13 protein-coding genes are annotated in these 19,038 nt (G+C 41.0%); 9 read left to right on the forward strand and 4 right to left on the reverse strand.

Going from position 1 to position 19,038, the window contains the following annotated elements:
• Nucleotides 1–183: 183 nt before the first annotated feature.
• Nucleotides 184–2,361, forward strand: coding sequence for a heavy metal translocating P-type ATPase (locus WHS63_RS02790; RefSeq protein WP_445203798.1), 2,178 nt, complete (start codon nucleotides 184–186; stop codon nucleotides 2,359–2,361).
• Here WHS63_RS02790 and idi read toward each other — a convergent pair.
• The gene (gene idi / locus WHS63_RS02795; RefSeq protein WP_445203799.1) at nucleotides 2,358–2,900 is read right to left on the reverse strand and encodes an isopentenyl-diphosphate Delta-isomerase; all 543 of its coding nucleotides are present in this window, start codon (nucleotides 2,898–2,900) and stop codon (nucleotides 2,358–2,360) included. The genes WHS63_RS02790 and idi overlap by 4 nt on opposite strands.
• A 5-nt stretch (nucleotides 2,901–2,905) precedes the next feature.
• The gene (locus tag WHS63_RS02800; RefSeq protein ID WP_445203800.1) at nucleotides 2,906–3,748 is read right to left on the reverse strand and encodes a pirin family protein; all 843 of its coding nucleotides are present in this window, start codon (nucleotides 3,746–3,748) and stop codon (nucleotides 2,906–2,908) included.
• A gap of 172 nt (nucleotides 3,749–3,920) precedes the next feature.
• Here WHS63_RS02800 and WHS63_RS02805 point away from each other — a divergent pair, with 172 nt between their 5' ends.
• The 3 genes from WHS63_RS02805 to gyrB all read left to right on the forward strand — a co-directional run bounded on the left by WHS63_RS02805 (nucleotide 3,921) and on the right by gyrB (nucleotide 10,848).
• A complete protein-coding gene (locus WHS63_RS02805) occupies nucleotides 3,921–6,968 on the forward strand; it encodes a tetratricopeptide repeat protein (protein WP_445203801.1) in 3,048 nt (1,015 codons plus the stop codon).
• Nucleotides 6,969–6,978: 10 nt separating this feature from the next.
• Nucleotides 6,979–8,649 carry a hypothetical protein gene (locus WHS63_RS02810; RefSeq protein WP_445203802.1) on the forward strand — a complete coding sequence of 557 codons (1,671 nt, stop codon included), beginning with the start codon at nucleotides 6,979–6,981 and terminating at the stop codon, nucleotides 8,647–8,649.
• Between the two features lie 219 nt (nucleotides 8,650–8,868).
• Nucleotides 8,869–10,848: a DNA topoisomerase (ATP-hydrolyzing) subunit B gene (gene gyrB, locus WHS63_RS02815; protein ID WP_445203803.1), complete on the forward strand. Its 1,980-nt coding sequence runs from the start codon at nucleotides 8,869–8,871 to the stop codon at nucleotides 10,846–10,848.
• Nucleotides 10,849–10,873: 25 nt separating this feature from the next.
• On the opposite strand, the gene WHS63_RS02820 is transcribed toward gyrB, so the two are convergent.
• A complete protein-coding gene (locus tag WHS63_RS02820; RefSeq protein WP_445203804.1) occupies nucleotides 10,874–12,037 on the reverse strand; it encodes a toxin-antitoxin system YwqK family antitoxin in 1,164 nt (387 codons plus the stop codon).
• Between the two features lie 6 nt (nucleotides 12,038–12,043).
• Entirely contained in the window at nucleotides 12,044–12,895 is an 852-nt protein-coding gene (locus WHS63_RS02825) for a hypothetical protein (protein WP_445203805.1), read from the reverse strand.
• 286 nt (nucleotides 12,896–13,181) lie between these two features.
• Here WHS63_RS02825 and WHS63_RS02830 point away from each other — a divergent pair, with 286 nt between their 5' ends.
• From WHS63_RS02830 to WHS63_RS02850, 5 genes are all read left to right on the forward strand, one after another.
• Nucleotides 13,182–15,050, forward strand: a complete 1,869-nt coding sequence (locus tag WHS63_RS02830; protein WP_445203806.1) for a tetratricopeptide repeat protein — start codon at nucleotides 13,182–13,184, stop codon at nucleotides 15,048–15,050.
• A gap of 89 nt (nucleotides 15,051–15,139) precedes the next feature.
• Complete coding sequence (dapF, locus tag WHS63_RS02835) at nucleotides 15,140–15,916, forward strand: diaminopimelate epimerase (RefSeq protein ID WP_445203807.1); 777 nt, start codon at nucleotides 15,140–15,142, stop codon at nucleotides 15,914–15,916.
• An 81-nt stretch (nucleotides 15,917–15,997) separates the two neighbouring features.
• Nucleotides 15,998–16,372 (forward strand): DUF1987 domain-containing protein, encoded by a 375-nt coding sequence (locus WHS63_RS02840; protein ID WP_445203808.1) that lies wholly within the window; start codon nucleotides 15,998–16,000, stop codon nucleotides 16,370–16,372.
• Nucleotides 16,373–16,548: 176 nt separating this feature from the next.
• On the forward strand, nucleotides 16,549–17,994 hold the full coding sequence (locus tag WHS63_RS02845; RefSeq protein WP_445203809.1) for a Do family serine endopeptidase: 1,446 nt from the start codon (nucleotides 16,549–16,551) through the stop codon (nucleotides 17,992–17,994).
• A gap of 157 nt (nucleotides 17,995–18,151) precedes the next feature.
• Nucleotides 18,152–19,012 carry a sigma-70 family RNA polymerase sigma factor gene (locus WHS63_RS02850; protein WP_445198624.1) on the forward strand — a complete coding sequence of 287 codons (861 nt, stop codon included), beginning with the start codon at nucleotides 18,152–18,154 and terminating at the stop codon, nucleotides 19,010–19,012.
• The last annotated feature ends 26 nt before the right edge of the window (nucleotides 19,013–19,038 follow it).

Raw genomic sequence — 19,038 nt, forward strand, 5'->3', positions numbered from 1 at the left:
TTCCGACTCATTCCGTCTCATTCCGATTCATTCCGACTCATTCCGACTCATTCCGACTCATTCCTATAAATTCATATCACTTCGGTTAAACCTATTCAATATGAGAGTTGTTTTTTATCAATAGCAGTAAACCATTTTTTGAGAGTTTACTCACATACTTTTACATATTTATTTTTTACTAATATGGAAAGCAAAATATTTCAGGTTACAGGCATGTCGTGTGCTGGTTGTGCAATTAGCGTGGAAACTATCCTTAAAAGCCAACCGGGAGTTTTGGATGCTGGGGTTAATTTTGCCAGCAGCACGGTTTGGGTAAACTTTGACAGCAATATTACATCCCCGGAGAATCTTCGCAATGCTGTTCGCTCAATTGGTTACGACTTGGTTATTGATAGCAACAATTACGATATTGATGCAGAAAAAAAACTGCACATCAATACCCTTAGGAACCGATTTATTTATTCACTATTACTTTCGATTCCCTTAATGGTTGTGCAAATGTTTTTCATGCATTGGAGTTACACCCCAATAATAGCATTGATACTCTCAACTCCTGTAATTTTTTGGTTTGGAAGGCAATTTCACATAAATGCTTACAAGCAGCTTAAGCTTTTTAAAGCGAACATGGATAGCCTCATTTCCATTAGTTCAACAGTTGCATATTTGTATAGCATTGCAGCAATTCTCTTAAGAGATAATTTACAATACAGGGGTATAACGCCACACCTTTACTTTGAATCGGCAGCCATGATAATTACCTTTGTTCTACTGGGGAAATGGCTTGAAGAGAGAGCAAAAGGTAAAACGGCTTCAGCTATTAAAAAGATCATGGGGCTGCAGCCCCAAATGGTATGGGTAAAGCAAAACGAAAGTATTGAAGAGGTTCCATTGTCCGAGGTAAGAAAAGGAATGAATGTAATGGTTAAGCCCGGTGAGCGTATTCCGGTTGATGGTACAGTAACTGAAGGTCATAGCTGGGTAGATGAGAGCACAATTACTGGTGAACCAATACCTGCCGAAAAAAGCATCAACCAAAAAGTTTGGGCTGGAACAATTAATCTAAACGGTTTGTTATACGTTAGGGCCGAACAGATAGGTTCAGAGTCGGTTTTGGGCAAAATCATCGAAACCGTTACTAATGCTCAAAATTCAAAAGCCCCTGTTCAGAAACTAGCCGATAGAGTTGCAGGAATTTTTGTGCCTATTATCATCGCAATAAGCATTCTTACATTTACTGCTTGGTTAGTAATTGCTCCAGGTTTAGCGTTCAGCCATGGTATTATTGCCGCCATTTCGGTTTTGGCAATAGCATGCCCCTGTGCACTTGGATTGGCAACTCCAACAGCAATAATGGTTGGTATTGGCAAGGCTGCCCAAAAAAACATACTGGTTCGCGATGCCGAAAGCCTTGAGCATGCGTGCAAAATTGATACGATAATATTCGATAAAACAGGCACGCTTACCGAAGGTAGGCCTACAGTTGAATCAATTAATTGGTTCCACCACGATGATAAGTACCCTGGCATACTTGGCATTATTGAGCAGCATTCCAATCATCCCCTTGCAAAATCAATTGTTGAGTTCATTGGTGCAAGCAGTAGAATGTTTACCATTGAATCTTTTTCCGAAGAAACTGGAAAAGGAGTGAAGGCAGTAGTTGATGGTAAAATTTATCGCGTTGGTAGCTTGGAGTTCTTGAACCAATCTGGGATAATTGATGTTAAGCCGAGCCAAACCGGCATCAGTGGCACGCTTATTGGGTTTGCTGAAGAAAACCGGTTGTTAGCCACTGTAGCTATTACGGATAAAATAAGGGATACAGCCCCATCAGCAATTGCTAAGCTAAGGAATATTGGCATTGAGCCAATCATACTGTCGGGCGATAGCTCAAAGAGTGTTGAAAAAATTGCAAGCGAGGTTGGCATTGAAAGGTTCGAAAGGGGAATGCTACCTGCCGGTAAAAAAACTTACATTGAAAATCTAAAAGCCCAAGGCAAAATGGTAGCCATGGTTGGCGATGGAATAAACGATACCGAAGCGCTAAGCATAGCTGATGTTAGCATTGCTATGGGCAAGGGATCGGACATTGCGATTGATGCTTCACAGGTAACAATCCTTAAGACCGACCTAAATGCAATCCCAGAGCTAATAGCAATTTCGCGACAAACTGTAAAAACAATTAGGCAAAACCTTTTTTGGGCATCTATTTATAACCTGCTCAGTATTCCTATAGCCGCAGGGGTTCTATACCCATTTACCGGATTACTACTCGATCCTATGATTGCAGCCCTAGCCATGGCATTTAGTTCTGTTTCGGTTGTTACTAACAGCCTAATACTAAAAGCCAAGCGAATTGATTAAGCAACCCTACACTTGTGAAAGGCCTCAAGCACCTTGTGCTTGTACTCTTGCATGATATGCCTAAACCAGTAGGTGTATTGATCGGGGTTTTTCTCAATATCGTTAACCAAAAATTCAATGTTAACCCATTTCCATCCTGCTACTTCATTAGGGTTCGGATTTGGAGTGCCGTCGAACCGTCCCAAATAAACCCAATCAATCTCGTTCTCAACTAAACCGTTATCGAATTCCACCCTGTAATGAAAAGTGAATAGATGCTTTAGAGGGCACGAAAAGCCCATTTCATGCATTAAACGTTCATTAATAACTGTTTCCATCTGTTCACTTTCGGTTAGATGGCTGCAGCAAGCATTTGTCCACAATCCTGGTGAATGGTATTTCTCGTACGCCCTTTGGTGAATAAGCATATCACCCTTGCTGTTGCAAATTAGAATAGAAAATGCTCTGTGTAGAATTCCATCGATATGAACTTGCTGTTTCTCACCATACCCAATAATATTGTCATTGGAATCTACTAATGCAATTAATGGTTCTGCCATAAATGCTATTTCAAGAAATTTCCGTTACTGAGTTCCTCTAAGGCTTTTCGTATTTCGGCGTCGGTATTCATTACAATGGGGCCATGCCAGGCAATGGGCTCATTATTAGGCTCAGCGCCAAAGAACAGAAAGTTTGCTCCGCTTTCACCAGCCCTAATTTGAATAATTGAGCCCTGCGATAGTGCAACACCACAAGGTGCCTTAATTGGCTTTGGGTCATTTGCAACTGTAACCTTACCCTCATAAATAAACAGAAAGTACTTATAACTCCAAAACTCGGGAGTAATAACTTCATCGAATACAGAATCAGGCCATAGTTTTACGTCAAAAATATCAACTGGCTTGTAAAGGCCCTGCATCCCACCATCGCGTTTACGATACTTCCCGGAAATAACCTTAACCTGCGAAGAGGTTGTTTCAACAACTGGTATATCCTCCCTTTTTAATTCACGGTAAACCGGTTTAACCATCTTATATTCCTGTGGCAGATTGAGCCAAAGCTGGATGCCATACATCTTTCCACTATCACTTAAGGGCATCTCGCTATGTATTATACCACTTCCGGCAGTCATCCACTGAACCTCACCTGGGCCAATTATTCCGCTACTTCCAGTACTATCGGTATGCTTTACTTGGCCTTCAAGCATGTACGTTATGGTTTCAAACCCCCTATGGGGATGCTCAGGAAAGCCTGCCATATATTCCGATTCCGAACTGGAACCAAAATAGTCGAGCAGTAGAAAGGGATCGCACTCGTATCGGGTTTCAAAACCCAAAACCCTTTGAATACTTACCCCTGCTCCCTCGGTCATTCGTTTGGGATTGTAGATGGCTTTTACAGTTACCATTATATGAATTGGTTGTTACATCTGTAAATATAACAAATTTTCGCAAACTGTTGTTTAATCGTTTACCCTGCTTTTAATAAATTATTTTAATTGTTGATTAAAAGTTGGCTCAACAATAAATGTTTAGTTTAATAGTTACTATTTTTAGGCCTGATAAATATAATATTGAATGATGAAAAGGTTATTATTCCTAGTTTACCTCTTCGTTTTCTTTTTTCAAATCGCGCTTACAGCGCAGGAGAGCAGTAGGTTCAACTCCCTGAACATTGCTTATGAAAAAGGACTTGACCTATACCAAAAGGAAATGTATGCCGATGCTCAAAAAACATTTGAGCAATACATTGCAAGCTTGCCTAAAGGTTACTACCAGCAAAGGGTTTCAGCTGAGTTCTACAGGGCAATGTGTGCAATTTTTCTGAATAACGATGATGCTGAATATCTTATCGGTCAATTTATTCAAAACTACCCTGAAAGTCAACTTATTGATCAGGCATACTTTGCCATGGGGAAAATGCAGTACCAGCAAAAAAAGTATTCCCAAGCGGTATATTGGCTTTCAAAAGTTGATAAGAACGGATTGGAAAAAGACACGCGTTTTGAGTGGCAGTTCATGCTAGGATACTGTTATTTCATGACTAACGATTACGAATCGGCCAATAAATGGCTATTCCAGGTAAAAGACATCGATAATAAGTTTGCAGCGCCAGCAACCTATTATTACTCGCACATTGCTTACATTCAAAAGAAATACGCTACTGCCCTAAAAGGTTTTGAGAAACTTCAGAACGATGAGCTTTTTGCTCCTCTTGTTCCTTACTACATTACTCACATATACTACCTACAGGGTGAATATAAAAAGGTAACCTCCTACTCCCCTCCTTTAGCTAGGGATAATAAAAACAAACGTGCACCTGAAATTGCCAAAATTGTTGGTGATGCCTTTTTCAAGCTTAAACAGTACGATAGCTCACTAACCTACCTTAGGATTTACGAGGAAAAAAACAAACAGCAACTCTCACGTGAGGATATTTACCTTTTGGGATTTGCCTACTACAAAAATACCAAGTATTCCGAGGCAGCAAAGTACCTGGAACGTATTTCCACCGTTGACGACTCGCTTAGCCAAAACGCTAACTACCACCTAGCCGACTGCTACCTTAAGCTTGACGATAAGAATAAGGCTCGCCAAGCATTTGGACTTGCCTCAAGACTTGATTTTGATAAAATTATCAAGGAGGATGCTCTATTCAACTTCGCCAAGCTAACTTATGAACAGCTTTATGCGCCTTTCAATGAAGCAATCGATGCCTTTAAGGCATACATCAAAGAGTATCCCAATTCACCCAGAATTGATGAGGCATACAACTACTTAACACTTGCCTACTTAAGTTCAAGAAACTACAAGGAGGCAGTGGAATCGTTGGAGAAAATCACTAAGAAAGACGCAACTATTAATACCGCTTTACAGCGTGCAGCATACTTCCGGGGACTGGAACTTTTCCAAAATCTTAACTATACCGATGCAATACAAATGTTTACAAAATCGCTTGAGTATGCCGGTTATAATCAACAAATTGCAGCACAAGCGCTATTCTGGAGAGCTGAATCGCACTACCGCCTATCAAACTACGAAAACGCAGCCAACGACCTTGAAAGGTTTATAGTTACCCCTGGATCTTTTGGCCTGGAGGAGTATCTTATTGCCCATTATAACCTGGGCTATGCTTACTTTAAAATTAAACAGTACGATACAGCCATTACTTGGTTCCGTAAGTATAATAGCTTACTGAACGATTCACGAGTAAATACGGTTGCCGACGCTTACAACAGGATTGGTGACTGTTTCTTTATCCAACGACGCTATTGGGCTGCAATTGATTACTATGAAAAAGCCGCCAACCTTGATGTTCTCGATGCCGACTACGCCCTATTCCAAAGAGGTTTTTCATTGGGTTTGGTTAGCCGTCCGGAAAAAAAGATAGAAACATTAAAGGGGCTTCTTAGCAAATACCCAACATCAAGCTACACCGACGATGCAATTTTTGAGATAGCTGAGGCATATAACATTCTGGAAAATACAAGCCAGGCCATTGATTTCTATAAGCGAGTTGAGTCGGAATTCCCCAACAGCAGCTACTACTCAAAAGCTTTGGTTCAAATTGGACTGCTATACTACAACTCAAGCGATTTGGAAAACTCACTCGCATACTACAAGAGAGTTGTGGAAAATTATCCGAATTCGCCTGAAGCCAAAAATGCCCTAATTGGTATTAGAAACATTTATATAGATAAAGGCGATGCAGCAACCTATTTTAACTATGCATCCAAGCTTGGATCTATTGCCAATATAAGTGCTTCCGAGAAAGATTCGCTAAGCTACATGGCCGCGGAGAAAGTTTACCTTACAGGTAACTGTGAAAAATCAATACTTGCATTTGAGGACTACCTCAGCGAAAACCCTCAAGGTAACTTTGCAGTAAATGCAATGTACTACATTGCCGACTGTAATATCCGGAACAACAATGTTGATAAGGCAGTTGAATACTTTGAAAATATTATTAATAGACCCCGTAACAGTTTCACTGAACAAAGCTTACTAAGGATTAGCAATATCTACCTTAACCAAAAACAGTACGAAAAAGCTTACACCTACCTTGACAACTTGGAGTCGATAGCTGAAGTTAAGAGCATGTTGCTCGATGCCCGTCTAGGCAAGTTACGCTGTGCATTTGAACTGCAACGCGACGACCAAATGCCCGTGATTGCGGCAAGTATTTTGAGTACCGAAAAGCTATCGCCTGAACTCGAGCGTGAAACCCGTTTTAAGCTAGCCAAAGCCAACTACCGTTCCAAAAAGTACGACGATGCCCTTATTGAGTTCTCAAAGGTTGCACAGAACCTCAAGACTATTGAAGGTGCTGAATCCAAGTACATGAAGGCTCTAATTTACTTTGAACGCGGCGAGTATAATAGAACTGAAAACGAAGTTTTCTCATTTGCAGAGAACAATACTCCCCACCAGTACTGGTTAGCTAAAAGCTTCATTTTGCTTGCCGATTCATATGCCGCTCAAAACGACTTCTTCCAGGCCAAAGCTACCCTACAAAGCGTTTTAGATGGCTACTCGAACACTACCGATGGAATTATCGACGAGGCTACCACAAAGTTAAACCAACTTGTAAAATCGGAAAAGGAACGTCAATCTGTAAAACAAGATTAATTTCACAGCAATGAGAAGCGAAATAAAATACATAACAATAACCCTAAGTGTAGCAATGTTTTTAATGGCAGGCAGCCATACCGCTGCGCAAACCAACGAGTTGAAAAAGGAAGTACAAGTTGTTAGACCCTACGAACCATCTATTTCCGATGCAAACAAGATCAACCTTCAACCTAAGATTGTTGACACCATAAAGGTGAACCCCAACTTTACCTATTCCATAGTCCAACGGCCCATTGAAACCTACTTTACTCCTACTCCCCTATCGGCTGCCCGAATGGTTTCCGAACCATTGCCCGATTTACATATGAGTTACATGCGTGTAGGTTTAGGGAACACAGCCCTCCCCTATGCTGAGGCCTACCTCAGCAGTAACCGAAACAAGGATTACCTTTACGGTGCTTGGGTAAAATTTTTTAATACTAGCTCCAAACTTGAACTTACCAACAACCTAAAGGTTAAAGCCCCTGCATCAAATATCGATATCATGGCATTTGGTAAGAGAATGTTTAACCAAAAAATTTTACTGGGCGACATCGGTTTTACCCAAAATAACCGAACTTACTATGGTTACTTTTTTGAAAATCCTGCACTTACACCTTCCAACGACAAGCAAAGCATAAATAGGTTTGCTGCAAATCTTGAATTTAAAACCACAAACAAAGATTCAGCTAGCATAAATTACCATGCTCAAACCAACTTCTACCATTTAACCGATAGGTACGACCTTCAGGAAACAATGGTTACTGGACTCTTTAACCTCAACAAATACTTTGGACAGGAACAGTTTGGCGGCGAAATTTCGTTTACCCATTACGGTCGCTCCAATCCAACAGGTTCAAAGAATAACGCACTTTTGCAGATTAAACCCTGGGCCCATTTCTTTGGCGACCAATGGCATGCCTATGCCGGTTTAAACATTATTTACGATGCCAATGGAAATGTAAACAACACCTACTTCTTCCCTCGCGCTTACCTCTCGTACGATATTGTTAGCCATTACATTATACCCTACGTTGAAATCGATGGCTATGTTCAGGAGAACTCATACTCTCATCTTCTAAAACAAAACCCATGGTTGACCTCAAGCATTGATACATGGAATACAGTATATAAGCTCATTGTAGGCGGAGGGGTTAAGGGTAAATTCAGCCCTACCATTTCGTATCATGTTAATGCTAACTACTCCATTATTGATAGTTTGGGACTAATGGTTAACACCAACTCCGATAACAATAACCCCTTATTTAACCGATTCAGCTTATTATACGAAAATACGGAGCGAACTACGGTTAAAGGAGAAATAGCCTTTGAACCATCAAAATCGTTTCTAGTAAAACTTAATGGAGCATTTTACCAGTACAAAACGCAAAAGATATCACACCCCTGGCACTTGCCCGATTATGAAATAACCGGTTTTATCCAGTATGCATTCCGGAATAAGCTGAAACTGAATGCTGAGGTATTTGCTATAGGCAAGCGATGGGCAAAGGATCCTAACGATAGCCCAATCAGGCTTAAAGAATACGTAGACATAAACCTTGGTGCTGAGTACATCTACAATAAAAGAATGTCGATTTTTGTTTGCGCAAATAATATAACTGGGGCAAAATACCAGCTATGGTATCTGTACCCAAGCCAAAGGTTTAACGTGCTGGCTGGAGTGAGTTACAAATTCTAGGGATATTGCTAATTATCCAGAATAATCAAAAAGAAATCTTCTGCTAATATCCAAAAATGTAGGGTTTGATATCAATTTTAAAAAATATCAACATCATGTGTAATTAATTAAATGTCAATTAGTTGTTCAAATAAAAAAGATACAAAACCATTAAGATAAACCAAATATTTTGGTTATCTTTGAAGGTTAATTTTAAAGTTGATTTAGTGCTATTCTGCTATGAGCGATAAGGAAAAAGAATTAAAGGGTGAAAATGGAAGTGCTAGCTACTCAGCCAGTAGCATTCAAGTTCTGGAGGGGTTAGAGGCTGTGCGCATGCGCCCAGCCATGTATATTGGCGACACAGGAAATAAAGGATTACACCACTTGGTTTACGAGGTGGTTGACAACTCTATTGACGAAGCACTTGCGGGCTACTGTAATCGAATCGATTTAGTTATTAACGAAGATGGGTCAATAACTATTTCCGATAACGGACGTGGAATACCGGTTGACTTCCACGAAAAGGAAAAGAAATCGGCACTGGAAGTGGTGCTTACGGTTCTCCATGCCGGTGGTAAGTTCGATAAGGACTCATACAAGGTTTCCGGTGGGTTGCATGGTGTGGGTGTATCATGCGTTAATGCACTCTCAGTAACCCTAATTGCCGAGGTTAAGCGCGATGGAAAGATATACAGGCAGGAGTATTCCCGCGGTAAGCCAACAACAGAGCTTAAGGTTATTGGAAGCACTGAGGAAACCGGTACAACCATAACATTCATGCCCGATAGCCAGATATTCACTCAAACCACTGTGTTTAACTTTGAAATTCTGGAATCGCGACTAAGAGAACTAGCATTCCTAAATAAAGGCATTAAGCTAACTCTTACCGATAAACGCGAGATAATTGAAAACGGTACCCGTAGTTACCGTTACGCTGAATTCTACTCACAGGATGGTTTAAAGGAATTCATCAAATTTTTAGACCTAAACCGTGAGCCTTTAATTGAAAATATTATTTACATTGAGAACGACAAAAGTGAAGTTCCTGTTGAGGTTGCCATGCAATACAACACTTCATTCTCCGAGAACGTCCACTCATACGTAAACAACATAAACACAATTGAAGGTGGCACCCACCTTACGGGGTTCAGAAGTGCACTTACCCGCACACTGAAAAAATATGCCGATGACTCAGGAATGCTGAGCAAGCTCAAATTCGACATCAGCGGCGACGATTTTCGCGAGGGATTAACCGCCGTTATCTCTGTTAAGGTGGCCGAACCCCAATTTGAAGGTCAAACAAAAACCAAGCTGGGAAACCCCGAGGTTCGAATAGCGGTTGACCAGGCGGTAAGCGAAGCCTTAGCCAACTACCTGGAGGAAAACCCTAAGGACGCAAGGAACATTGTTCAAAAGGTAATTCTCGCCGCTCAGGCTCGTCATGCAGCACGTAAAGCACGTGAGCTGGTTCAGCGTAAAACCGTTCTTTCAGGATCTGGCCTTCCGGGTAAACTTGCCGACTGCTCCGATAAGGACCCTGCTGTATCAGAGATTTTCCTTGTTGAGGGTGATTCGGCAGGAGGTACAGCAAAACAAGGGCGCGATAGGCGTTTCCAGGCAATTCTACCGCTACGTGGTAAAATCCTGAACGTGGAAAAAGCCATGCAACACAAAATATTCGAAAACGAAGAAATTAAGAATATTTTTACTGCATTAGGTGTGTCAATTGGAACCGAGGAGGATAGTAAGGCCATTAACCTTACAGGGTTACGGTACAACAAGATTATTATCATGACCGATGCCGATGTTGATGGTAGCCACATTGCAACACTCATTATGACTTTCTTTTTCCGCTATATGACCGATTTGATAAACAAGGGTCACCTCTATATTGCAACACCTCCTCTATACCTGGTTAAGAAGGGTAAGGAAGAGCGTTATTGCTGGAACGAAGAGGAACGGCTGAAAGCAGTTGAAGAACTTGGTAAGGGGAAGGATGGATCAGTGCATGTTCAACGCTATAAAGGTTTGGGCGAGATGAATGCCGAACAGCTTTGGACTACAACCATGAACCCTGAAACCCGAATACTCCGTCAGGTAACCATTGAAAGTGCCGCTGAAGCTGATAGGATTTTCTCCATGCTCATGGGCGATGAGGTTCCCCCTAGGAGGGAGTTTATTGAACGTCATGCCAAATATGCAAATATCGATGCGTAGTAGAAAAGGCCGGAAATCCGGCCTTTTATTTTTCTAGCCCTTCAAGGCTAAATCGTTTCTGCAGCAAACCTTGGCCATCGTAAAGCCACTTTACCGATACCGGTTTCCCCCTCAAATACCATATCCTACCGGCAATTGCTCCATTGGGATAGAATGTTGTCCAAACCCCATTTTCTTTATCATCTATGTAATTCCCATCAATAATAAGCGCTCCCATACTGTTAAAATATTTCCACCTACCGCAAGCCTTCCCCTTACAGTAACTACCATGCTGTTTCACATTTCCGTTTGGCCACCAAAAAATCCATTCGCCATCTAAAACCCCTTTTGAAAAATTGCCTTGGCCATGCTTTTGTCCACCCTGATAGTAGCTTGTCCACCATCCAACCTTTTGGTTCATTAAATAGTTTCCGGTTTCTTTTATACTACCATCGGAGTAATACTCTGTATAATTCCCATCCTGAGAACCATTTCGATACTCTGCCTTAAGCTGCAATACACCATTCTCATAATTCGATATCAAAACGCCATCTATCCTTCCATTACTATAGTAGGCCTTTCGCATTAGTACTCCATTTTTATAGTATGCGTAAAGCGTATCGCAGTAATTACCCAAACATTTAGTGCCCTTATAGTTAAGCTCGCCAGTATCGTAATAGGTTTCCCAGAGTCCGTTAAGGGTATCGTTTTTATATCCACTACGCAGACGGAGTAATCCGGACTCGTCGAAAACCTCACTTATCCCATTTAGGCTACCCTTACTATATTCTGATTTTGCGCTAAGCTTTCCGTTAGGATAGTAAGTCTCAAGCACTCCATCCAAAAGGTCATTCTTGTAGTACCCCTGCTGGTAAAGCGTACCATCGGCATTCCAGAAGAGGAAAGGGCCATCCTTTTTGCCACTGTTATAATGGAATAGGCTTAACCTAGCACCACTTGGATAGTAAGTAATCCAAACACTATCGGGTTTTCCGTTTGTATAGAAACCCTCTTGATTTAAAACTCCGTTATCAAAAAAGTAAAGGTAACGGCCTTGTCGTAAGGTATCGCCATTAACTACAACTCCCTGAAACTTTTCTTTAACCATCCCATTTGGAGCTTGCCTTTCAACAAAAACAAACGTTGACTGGGCAAATAAATAGCCCGCCAGCTGAAATAATCCTACAAATAGAATGGCTTTTAACCTCAAGGGTAATTATGGATTTACTTTTGTACTATCAGCTTTATCTGCTTTAGGTATCTCGCCAGCTATATCAATAACAAGCTGCGATCCTTCCAGTGGGTATTTTGGACCATAGTCAACAATTATAGCCAAGGCGTACTTTCCCGCTGGTAAATCATTTGGCAACTCCATTTCCACTGTTCTAGTAAGCTTAGGAAAAATTTCAAAATCCTTTGGAGGAAATTGTTTTTCCTCAGCGGTTAGCATATTCGATGCCAAAAGGAAAACCTTACAGTGAGCAACCTTATCGCCAAGGTTTTCAATTACTGCAGAAAATTTTCTTTGAGGGTCGCCTGGCTTAGTTACTTCTTGAAAGTTGCTAACCTTAATGGAGTAGTTTTGGTTTGACTTAGGCGACTGGTAAACCAATACACCAATTCTTCCGCTAACAGTTATTCCTGCAGCAAGCTGCTTATCGGCACTCCAACTGGTTTGCTCACGGGTTGGTTGTATAAAAAGCATACACCATGCAGTTCCGTATTCCTCGCCAGGAACTAGCATATTAACCTGAATCTGAATATCCTCGCCCGGATTCAACTCAAAAAAAGCCGGGTTAACGTTAATCCAGTTTGCGCAGGTGCGCTTGGTTGAATTAGGAGGTAGTATTTTCCGCTCACCGCTTGTTGTTGGAAGAAAATCAGCGAACGAAACGGTATATGATACTCTCCTACTGCTATGATTCTTTACGGTTATAGTTTTCATCTGACTTGTAGCGGGCTCTGCATCAAACTCCAAACGCACCGGCGCAACCTCAAAATCTTGTCCTAAGGCAAGATTAGAAAATAGTAACCCGCCAATAATGTAAAACAGGTTTCGTTTAAGCATACTTTTTAACCTTTTAAATATTTTCCAATTTTCAAAAATAAATGATAAAAGCAAAATATTTTCCATAAAAATATTAAAAATATCGACAAATAGAAGGTAAACGTATTTAAAAAAATCCAATTGAATGGCTATACAGATAAAGTATAGCAAAGGGCAAAAAAAAAGTTATTATGGCTTAAGGCTGATTAGTAGCTTAGATAATTCAGGTTTGAAATAAATAAAATACAGGGTTGTTTTTTGAACAATGAAAAAAATTAAGTATGTTTGAGTAAAATATAAGTTTAGGTTGAAACAGATTAAACTGATTTTTTTACTATTTTATGTGATGGCCACTGCTATTCATGCAGTTGGTCAGCAGGAGATTGTTACTATCCCAAAAGAAAAGCAGGACGATATTGATAGATACAAAGAGTTAGTAGTTCGATATAAGCAGGCAAACAACTCACAGCAAGCGGCATTTTATCTGAATAAAATAGCATTTATTTACTGGGAGTTTGGTAATCCCAAGGAGGCTATTAACTACTTTCTTGAAACCATTCCGCTCAACGAAAAGGTTGGAAACTATAACGATATTAAGGCTGTTTACAGCAACATAGCTCTTATATACTCTGACATGGACAGGCTCGATCTTACCCTTGAGTACTTTTACAAGAGCCTTGAAGCCCGCAGAAAACTTAATAATAAAGGAGAGGTTGCTGCCGGTTTAATTGATGTTGCATACATTCACACAGCCCTTAACCAATCCGAAAAAGCCATTCAACTGCTTGAGGAGGCACTTGAACTTTCCAGGGAGGTAAACAATCCCCGCTTAATTCTTAACTCGCTTAAACTGCTTGCCCAAAACTACGATAACTTAGGAAACAAGGCCAAAGCAACTGAGTATGGCGGTATGGCTAACGCCTATGAACAACAACTTGCCACCCAGCAAATAAAAACTGAATACGAGACAAAGGTTGTAAAATCGCAGGCCGAAGCAGAAAGGGAACGCATGCAGCGCACTCAACAGGAACTCCTTATGAGTTTGCGCGAGTTGCAATCAAAAGCTATGCAGGACTCCCTTAACTTTGTAGTTCTACGTAAGCAGGATAGCCTTCGCAAGGCAGAGGAGGAAGCCCAACGCAAGCAAACCGAAATTGATCTGCTTAATACCGATAGAATGCTCAAGGAGGCGCAGTTGAGGGAGCGAGAGGCTCAATCCAGAGTTCAAAGGATAATCATTTTGGCCGGTGCAATATTTGTTTTAGTACTGATTATCTCATCGGTTGCCATCTACAAGAATTACACAGACAAAAAGAAAGCGAACGAACTGCTTAACCTGCAAAATATTGAAATACAACAGCAACGCGACCAAATCCAGAAACAGAACGAGAACATAAGTAAGAGTATTAACTACGCACAAGGCATTCAAAGGGCCTTACTCCCTCCACAATCCAACCTTCAGGCTATTTTCCCTGAATCGTTCATATTTTTCCGTCCACGCGATGTGGTGAGTGGCGACTACTACTGGTTCAAGGAGTTAACCACCGGATACGGATCCAATGAAAAAACGGGTAAAGTTGCCGTTTCGGCAATTGACTGTACTGGGCACGGTGTACCCGGTGCGTTCCTGTCCATGATTGGTTACAACCTACTCGATGATATTGTATTCCGTGGTATTCATAAACCAGGAGCAATCCTTATGGAACTCAACAATGGTATCCGAAGAACCCTTAGGCAGGATGAAACCGATAACCGTGATGGTATGGATATGGCCCTTTGCGTTGTTGATACCAAAACTAACATTGTTGAATTCTCTGGAGCTAAAAACCCCTTGGTTTATGTGGCTAACAACGAGGTGAACCGCATTAGAGGCGATAAAGAATCAATTGGAGGCGGAATGGATTACCGTAACGATGAGTTCACCACCCACGTAATTAAGGTTGAAAGCCCAACATGGTTCTACATGTTCTCCGATGGGTTTATCGATCAATTTGGGGGCCCCGATGGACGAAAATATATGATTAAAAATTTTATTGACCTTCTGGCTGGCATATCCATTCTGCCCCCCGATCAGCAGCGCGAGATTCTTAAAAACACATTAAAGGATTGGTTGGGAACAAAATATCCGCAGGTTGACGATATCCTAGTGGTTGGTTTTAAAATCGATCCTAAATAATTTTTAATTTTTCTCCTATTAATTTCCAATTTTATTGGGTTCTTCGTTAATTTTCCCGAATATTGTAGGGTACTATTACATGATTTATGATGCTACAGTTTTTTAAATACCATGGTGCTGGTAATGACTTTATAATGATTGACAATCGTGACCAAGCTTTTACCCCAACGGTTCAAGGTGTTAAACACCTTTGCGACAGGCATTATGGAATTGGAGCCGACGGTCTGATATTGCTCGAAACCCAGAATGGTATGCCATTCATGCGTTACTTTAATTGCGATGGTAACGAGTCGACCATGTGCGGAAACGGGGGAAGATGCTTTGCCACTTTTGCCAAGAAAATTGGGCTGGCCAACGGATTATCGTTCGACTTTCAAGGAATTGATGGGATGCACTCGGCAATTTTCAATACCGATGGCACAGTAAAGCTCAAAATGATTGATGTAGATACCCTAGAAATAATTGACGACTGTTACTTTATCAATACAGGTTCCCCGCACTATGTGACCATGGTTAGGGATGTTAATGGCGTTGATGTGGACCGCGAGGGCCGCCTCATAAGGCAAAGCGTGAATTTCAACAATGGAGGAACCAATGTGAATTTTATTCAGGAAGTAGCTCCTGGTAGAATAAAAATCCGAACCTACGAGCGGGGTGTAGAGGCTGAAACCCTAGCCTGCGGAACTGGTGCAACAGCATCAGCCATAGCATACTCTCACTATTTCGATATCAACCAAACCCCAATTGAGGTTGAAGCCCTTGGCGGTTTACTCAAGGTCTATTTTGATCAAATTGAAGAAAAATACCTGAACGTTTGGCTCGAAGGGCCTGCCGAAGAAGTTTTTGAGGGCAAAATTAATTACTAAAACAAAATTGCATTAATTTCATTTTTTCTTAATTTTGTTAACATTCCTTGCTTTGAGTTACTTTACTAAAAGTTGAAAAAGATGAACCCATTAAAGTTGTTGGAAACCAGCGATACCCCAGAGGTCACACTGGATAAGGAGAGGGGCCGTTTTGAGTTTTATGGAAAAATTATGCCCGAGAACCCCAAGGAGTTCTTTGAGCCTATAATTGAATGGTTTCATGAGTATATAAAGGAGCCTAATCAAGAAACTAATCTGGTTTTCAAGCTCGACTACTTTAACACTGCTGCCTCTAAAAAGATTATTGAAATTCTCTCATTACTACAAAATATTAAAAAAGAAAATAAAGCCGTACAGGTAAACTGGTATTACAAAAGTATTGATGAGGATATGCTTGAGGTTGGTGAAACCTTCTCGGAAATAATTCATATACCCTTTAACTTTTACCCGTACTAAGTATTTCGCATGATGCCAAAAGTTCAGAATGTGATTTAGCTCACATTTAATTTTGTCGTGGCTTTATTTTAAAAACATGAAAAATTGACATACCTCTGGTTAACATTTGTTAATCAGCTGCACAAGGTATTTTTTTTGTTACCTAAATTAGCAGAAACCATAAAATAAGTTAGACTATGAAAGCACAGAAATTTATACTACCAGTAATTTATGCCACTCTTGGTGGCATGCTGGCCATCATTTTAAGCAACCATGTATTGAGTTCGAATAATAATGAGGGAGTTGTCACCCAAAAAACTCCCGCTCAAGTTGTTAGAGCGTTTACACCCGATTCCTCATCTACTGACTTTACCTGGGCTGCAGAGCAATCGGTTGATGCGGTGGTACACGTAACAACAGAGTTCACCCAATCTGTTGACTACTCGTTCGGGAATCCTTTATTTGACTTCTTTTTTGGGCCACGCGACTATATGCCTCGCCAAAAGGTTCAGAGCTCTGGCTCTGGAGTTATTTTAACCCACGATGGTTTCATTGTTACCAATAACCATGTGATTGAAAATGCCGATGAAATTACTGTAGTGCTGAACGACAAGCGCAAGTTTACTGCAAAACTAGTGGGTACTGATCCAAGTACCGATATTGCGCTTCTAAAGATAGATGCTACCGATCTGCCCTTCCTATCCTTTGGCAACTCCGATAACATTAAAATTGGCGAATGGGTATTAGCCATTGGAAATCCCTTTAACCTAACATCAACGGTTACCGCCGGAATTGTAAGTGCCAAAGCACGAAATATCAACATACTTAGCGGACGCGAATTCGCAATTGAATCGTTTATTCAAACCGATGCTGCCGTTAACCCCGGAAATAGCGGTGGTGCTTTAATTAACCTTAGGGGTGAACTCATTGGTATTAATACAGCCATTGCATCAAGAACGGGTTCATTTACTGGTTATGCATTTGCAATACCCTCAAACATTGTTAAAAAGGTTGTGACCGATATCATTGAATTTGGTGAGGTACAACGGGCCATTCTGGGTGTTAGAATCCAAGAACTTACCGCAGAGCTAGCCAAGGAAAAAGGGATAAAGGAAATTAAAGGAGTTTACATATTTGATGTTGAAAAAGGTGGCGCTGCTGATGCTGCTGGTATTAAACCCGGCGATGTAATCCTCTCGGTTAATGGCGTTGATGTTAACAGCACTGCTCAGCTACAGGAACAAATCAGCCGTTACCGTCCTAACCAGCAAGTTGACATTGTGGTAAACCGTGATAATTCAAGAAAGCGATTCAATGTAACACTCCGCAACCTTAAAGGTGGTTTGGGTGTAGTAAAAACCGATGATACGTTAAGCAGCTTAGGGGCAGAGTTTAAAGAAATCACCGATAAGCAAAAGCAAGAACTTGGAATTAATTACGGTTTGCAAATAGTTGAACTCCAGGATGGTAAACTTAAGGAAGGTGGAATTAAGAAAGGATACATTATTACCCGTATGAACCGGACACCAATTCGCAATATCGATGACTTAAAGCGTGTGCTAAGCATTTCATCGGGTGGTGTTTTAATTGAGGGGGTTTACCCCAATGGTGTGGTTGCCTACTATGCAATTGGCGTAAACTAAAAATTATGAGATTTTGACATATTAAATGAAACTTTTTAAAAATAGCAACGTTTTAACTTAACACGTTAGAACGTTGCTTGTTTATTTTGTTTAACATATTTTTTTTCTTGATATTAACTAGTGTTTGTAGTAATTTTGCACTAAATATACGGGTCGGATGAGACAATTAAAGATCACAAAATCAATCACTAACAGGGAGAGCGCATCGCTCGATAAGTATTTACAAGAGATTGGTAAGGAAGACCTTATCACTGTAGAAGAGGAAGTTGAGCTTGCCCAGCGTATTCGCAAAGGCGATCAGGCAGCGCTGGAGAAATTGACACGTGCCAATTTGCGTTTTGTGGTTTCGGTAGCCAAGCAGTACCAAAACCAGGGACTTAGCCTACCCGACCTAATTAACGAGGGCAACCTAGGGCTTATTAAAGCTGCTGAAAAATTTGATGAAACCCGTGGTTTCAAATTCATTTCTTATGCTGTTTGGTGGATTCGTCAGTCCATTCTGCAAGCATTAGCGGAACAATCGCGCATTGTTCGCCTACCGCTTAACCAGGTAGGATCGCTAAACAAAATTAACAAAGCATTCTCAAAGTTTGAGCAGGAGTTTGAGCGTACACCTTCGCCCGAGGAGTTAGCTGATTTACTTGAACTACCCAAGGAAAAGGTAAATGATACGCTCCGCGTAAGTGGCCGCCACGTATCGGTTGACGCTCCCTTTGTTGATGGTGAGGACAATAGCCTTTTGGACGTTCTTGTCAACAACGATTCGCCAAGCGCCGACCGTGGTTTAATAAACGAATCGTTAAGCCGCGAAATAGAACGCGCTCTTGCCACACTCACAGAGCGAGAAAGGGACATCATTAAACTTTTCTTCGGGATAGGCTGCCAGGAGATGACCCTTGAAGAAATTGGCGAAAAATTTGGCTTAACCCGTGAACGTGTACGTCAGATAAAAGAAAAGGCTATCCGCCGTTTGCGCCACACTTCGCGTAGTAAATTACTAAAATCGTATCTTGGTTAACAAAAAAAAGCCCGCCAATTGGCGGG

Origin of the sequence: Tenuifilum sp., from assembly GCF_037481895.1 — a bacterium.
Lineage (GTDB): Bacteria > Bacteroidota > Bacteroidia > Bacteroidales > Tenuifilaceae > Tenuifilum > Tenuifilum osseticum.